The 4,579-nt window shown below is 40.1% G+C and carries 4 protein-coding genes; 2 read left to right on the top strand and 2 right to left on the bottom strand.

What is annotated here, in order from left to right; genetic code table 11:
• The coding region (locus AAC037_RS20210) for a DUF4838 domain-containing protein (RefSeq protein ID WP_339905154.1) at window positions 1-1,561 on the top strand (1,561 nt) is incomplete at its 5' end.
• A 325-nt stretch (window positions 1,562-1,886) separates the two neighbouring features.
• Here the strand turns inward: AAC037_RS20210 and AAC037_RS20205 are convergent.
• Entirely contained in the window at window positions 1,887-2,945 is a 1,059-nt protein-coding gene (locus AAC037_RS20205; protein WP_339905152.1) for an aminotransferase class I/II-fold pyridoxal phosphate-dependent enzyme, read from the bottom strand.
• Between the two features lie 14 nt (window positions 2,946-2,959).
• The gene (locus tag AAC037_RS20200; RefSeq protein WP_339905151.1) at window positions 2,960-3,970 is read right to left on the bottom strand and encodes a dipeptide epimerase; all 1,011 of its coding nucleotides are present in this window, start codon (window positions 3,968-3,970) and stop codon (window positions 2,960-2,962) included.
• A 108-nt stretch (window positions 3,971-4,078) separates the two neighbouring features.
• Here AAC037_RS20200 and AAC037_RS20195 point away from each other — a divergent pair.
• Window positions 4,079-4,579 (top strand): M14 family zinc carboxypeptidase (locus AAC037_RS20195; RefSeq protein ID WP_339905149.1); only part of this gene is annotated, 501 nt, incomplete at its 3' end.

The following is a 4,579-nucleotide window of genomic DNA, read 5'->3' as shown; positions in this document are numbered from 1 at the left end:
CAATGGCCAGCAGTTGGTACTGACCGGAGGACCAAAAAAAGGGGTGGAATATGCAGTTTATACTTTTCTGGAAAAATACCTGGGCTGTAAAAAATACACCTCAAACTTTGAAGTTATTCCTCAACAAAAAACCATTAAACTTCCCCCAATAGCAGATCTCCAAGTTCCAGATTTCTCCTTTAGGGAAGTTTTTTATCAGGATGCCTATGAGCCTAAGTTTATGGCTTGGCACAAGTTGCATTCCCATACCAAGCGGGGGGAGGATCCTGCAGAATGGGGCCACTGGGTGCATACTTTTCATAACTTTCTTAATCCGGAAGAATATGGCGATAGTCACCCGGAATATTTTAGCTATTATGATGGTAAAAGACATCCCGGTTTGGTACCGTCTTGGGATGGTAAAAGTGTGCAACCCGAATCTCAACTCTGTCTCACCAATCCGGAGGTTCTAGAGATTGTCTGCAAAAACCTTCAAAAAGCCATAGACGAGAAACCCGATGCGCTTTATTGGTCTGTGAGTCAAAACGACAATGTCAATTATTGTCAATGCGAACATTGTGCTGCATTAGATGCCAAGTATGCAGCGTATGCGCCGGAGGAAAAAATGTATGCCACCCATGGTGGCGAATATCCCGCCCTTGGGATGGGATCCATGTTGACTTTTGTCAATAAAGTTGCAGAACGCTTCCCTGACAAAATCATCTCTACCTTGGCTTACCAATATACCAGGGTGCCACCAAAGGATATTGTTCCCAGAGAAAATGTCAACATCATGTTGTGTAGCATAGAGAGCACAAGGAATGAGCCTATGGAATCAGGGGATCCGGATTTCAGCAATGACTTGAAAGGCTGGGGTAAGCTTACAGACAATATCTTGGTTTGGGATTATAATATTCAATTTGCCAATTTGTTGGCTCCATTCCCAAACCTCAGGACTTTACAACCCAATATTTCTTTTCTAAGGGATAATAATGTGAGTGCAGTATTTGCTCAGGGTAATATTCAGTCCGGTGGTGAAGCTGCTGAGATAAGGGCTTACCTTTTGGCCAAATTACTGTGGGATCCTGATTTGGACGTCGACAAGGAAATGGAAGGTTTCTGGAAAGCTTATTATGGAAAAGCAGCACCTTATCTAAAAAAATATAGCGATCTACTTCATGCCAACAATCAGGGATATACAGGAAGAAAAATGTCTATTTTCGGTAGCCCAAAGCAAGAAACAGATAGCTTTCTTAGCCCGGAATTATTATCAAAGTACAACCTGCTTTTCGACAAAGCGGAAAAGGCGGTATGGAGAAATCCGGAGCAACTAAGGCGTGTTACGTCTGCCCGGTTACCGGTGACCTATGCTATGCTGGAAATTATAAAGGAAAATGAAGCGGCAAATTGGGAAACCTACCGGGATGGAGAGCAGGAAAAATTTAGGCTTCCTGAGGAGGTAAGCAATTTGCTTTACGATCTTTATTTTCAATGCTTGGATACTGAGGTGAGTAGACTCTCTGAATGGCACACCACCCCCAAGGAATATTTAGAGAAGTATAACCTAGTGGAAAATCTATAATTATTAATAATCTAATTATAAATTGTTAATGTAAATACTCGATATCGATAATAACAAGATTGTGTCCTTTACGCTATCCTTTTAATTAACAATTAACCATTATCAAATTAACAATTATTAATTCTTTAATTATAAATTATTAATGAAAATAACCAATATCGGTAATAACGAAATGGGTTCCTTTACGAAGTCAAATCATTAACAATTAACCATTAACAACTATTAACCATTAATAAAAACCCCCGATATAGAGAATAATAAAATGGTCTCCTTTACGCTATCCTTTTAATTAACAATTAACCATTACCAAATTAACAATTATTAATTAATCATCAACCATTTCCTCAATAGCTTTTACCAGGGTTTGCAAATCAGTGGGCAGATGCCAGGCGGACAATATAATTCTATTTATTGGTGGGCTGTCCGGAGAAGGATAAGGAAAGGAAGAGACTATAAACCCTTTTTGGTGTAATTTATCCACCCAAGATGTAGATTCAAAAGAAATAACAGGATATTGAGGCACCATCTTAAAACCTTCTACCTTAGCTATGGCGGAGTACATATAGCTCATGTGTTTGCGCAGGATTTTCTGTTGTTGAAAATAAATATCCTGGCCTTTAATAAATGTATTCAGGAAGGCGGGAGCAGGGGGAGAGGAAGTGCGGAAAACTGCATTTTCTCTTACTTTTTGTAGTAGGGATTGATTGCCTAAGATAATTCCTGCAGGTAAGGCAAGCGCTTTTCCGAGTGAACCGCAAATCATTAACTCAACCGGTAGGTTTTTCCATAATGTAAAAGTGCCGTAAATACCTTTACCAAGCAGCCCAAATGCATGGCTGTCATCTATCAGTAAAAAGTATTTATTGCTGGGAGAAAGCAATTTTGTCCATGCAAAATCATGGGTTTCAGGAATTAGTGGATTGACAGCATTGGAAAGGAGAAGAATTTTTTGCCCTATTAATTCATGGGATTTGGCGATGCATTTTTGTTGCCATTCTTGATGGGACAGTCCTATTGGCGATGAGATTCCACTACTGATGGCCGGATGGGTGTCTGGTGCCGTCCAAGTGAGATCTACCATGGGATTTAAAGTGTTATAGGCAAGTTGACCGGCCATAAAGCCACTGCTGAGAAGGGCCGCAGCCTCAGCTTCTGCTTTCGCAGCAAAATGTGCTTCAAAGGTCTCATATACCGGCAACTGTACATTGCTATTTCGGCTAGAGCCATGATTTGGTCCATGCTTTAATATACTATCAACGAGTAGTTGTCTTAATTTCGGATGGCTTCCCATGCCCAGATAAGAAGTGCCACAGAAGTGAAGATAGCCTTTCCCTTCAGAATAAATTTTTCTGTCCGGAAGCTCAGTAAAATAGGAGTAGCTCATAGCAAATTGCTGGTTTACAATAGTAAGGCACCTGTACCGTTTCTGTTGGGAAATGTTACATGGTCATCAAAAATTTTAACTCCATCCGCGATATCTTCCGACAAAAGCATGGCTCCATCCATGTCAACATAGTCAAGTAAGGGGGCAATATGAGCGATGGCAGATATTCCAACTGAGGACTCTGTCATACAACCTACCATTGTTTTCATACCCAGAGTCTTCGCCTCCTTAAGCATTCTAAGCCCGGGTGTAATACCTCCAGCCTTGACCAATTTAACATTGATTCCATGAAAAAACCCATAACATTTTGCCACATCAGCTTCGGTAATACAGCTTTCATCTGCTATGACCGGTAAAGCACTCTCTTGGTAAACTTTTTTCATACCATCAAAGTCATCTTTAGCAAGGGGTTGCTCCATAAATTCAACATTTAAATCAGCAAGTTCATGGGAATAAGCAATTGCCTGTTCGGCATACCAAGCACAGTTGGCATCAATTCTAAAAGCTGAGTCTGTGTGTTTTCGAAGCTCCTTAATTATTTCCATGTCATGCTCAGTGCCCAATTTAATCTTATATAGGGGCCATTGCTGCTCCTTCATTTTTTCTATCATTTTGCTGACAGGAGCAATACCAATGGTAAAGTTGGTTATGGGTATATTTTGTGGGGCAAGATCAAGCAATTCATACAGTTTTTGACCTTGCTGTTTTGCATACAAGTCCCAAGCGGCCATGTCCAGCGCACATTGTGCAAATGGATTGCCTTCAAAGAAGGGTTTGACGATCTTCCATAACTCTTCCGGATGGATGGCATCTATTGTGGACAGTTTAGCTTTAGTTTCTTCCAAACATGCCTGCATATTCTTCAGAGATATTCCGTAAAAAGGATTGGTTGTAGATTCCCCCAGCCCATATTTATCTCCGGAGCTTAACCTAACAATTAAGGTGTCTTGTACATCCCTGCTTTGGTGAGCAATGGTAAAAGTATGCTTGAGAGGTAATTTAAAAGGAAGAATTTCTAGTTTCATATATTGGTAGCGGTTTAAATATTTTTCACCTTGGCTGTTTGTTTAACCAGAACTTGAAATTAATTAAAATTCACCATATTTACATGGTAACCAATTTTCTGTAAAGCAATGAAATCGTCCTTAGGAATTCCAGTGATTTTTATATTTCTCTCTGTTGGCCTTTACTGTTGCCAAGAAAAAGAAGGAAAGCCATCAGCTATTAATCCTGAAATTCTGGAAAGTGCTTTTGCGAAATACAAAGAACCGTCAATTGATAACAGACGCTTTGGCTATCAGCATATTGCCCCTCTGATTTCAAATAGAAATGCGCAGTTTGAAACAAAAGTGGTAGGTAAATCTATAGAAGGCAGACCCATACATTCACTTAGCTTTGGTGAAGGAGCGCGCAAAGTCTTGCTTTGGTCCCAGATGCATGGCAATGAAAGTACAGCAACGATGGCCCTGTTTGATCTTTTCAATTTTCTCGAAGGTTCAGGAGAAGATGGGTTTGAATCTATACGGCAGGCAATTCGAGAAAATTTGCGTCTACGGTTTATTCCCATGTTGAATCCCGATGGAGCAGAAAGATTTAAAAGAAGAAATGCACAGCAAATTGATATCAACAGGGAT

The sequence above is a fragment of the uncultured Cyclobacterium sp. genome, assembly GCF_963976465.1.
Taxonomy (GTDB): Bacteria; Bacteroidota; Bacteroidia; order Cytophagales; family Cyclobacteriaceae; genus Cyclobacterium.
This window is presented reverse-complemented; position numbering and strand designations above follow the sequence as displayed.

Coding starts and splice junctions, on each gene's coding strand:
- AAC037_RS20205 (WP_339905152.1), bottom strand. CDS start 2,945: ATGAGCTACTCCTATTTTACTGAGCTTCCGGACAGAAAAATTTATTCT.
- AAC037_RS20200 (WP_339905151.1), bottom strand. CDS start 3,970: ATGAAACTAGAAATTCTTCCTTTTAAATTACCTCTCAAGCATACTTTT.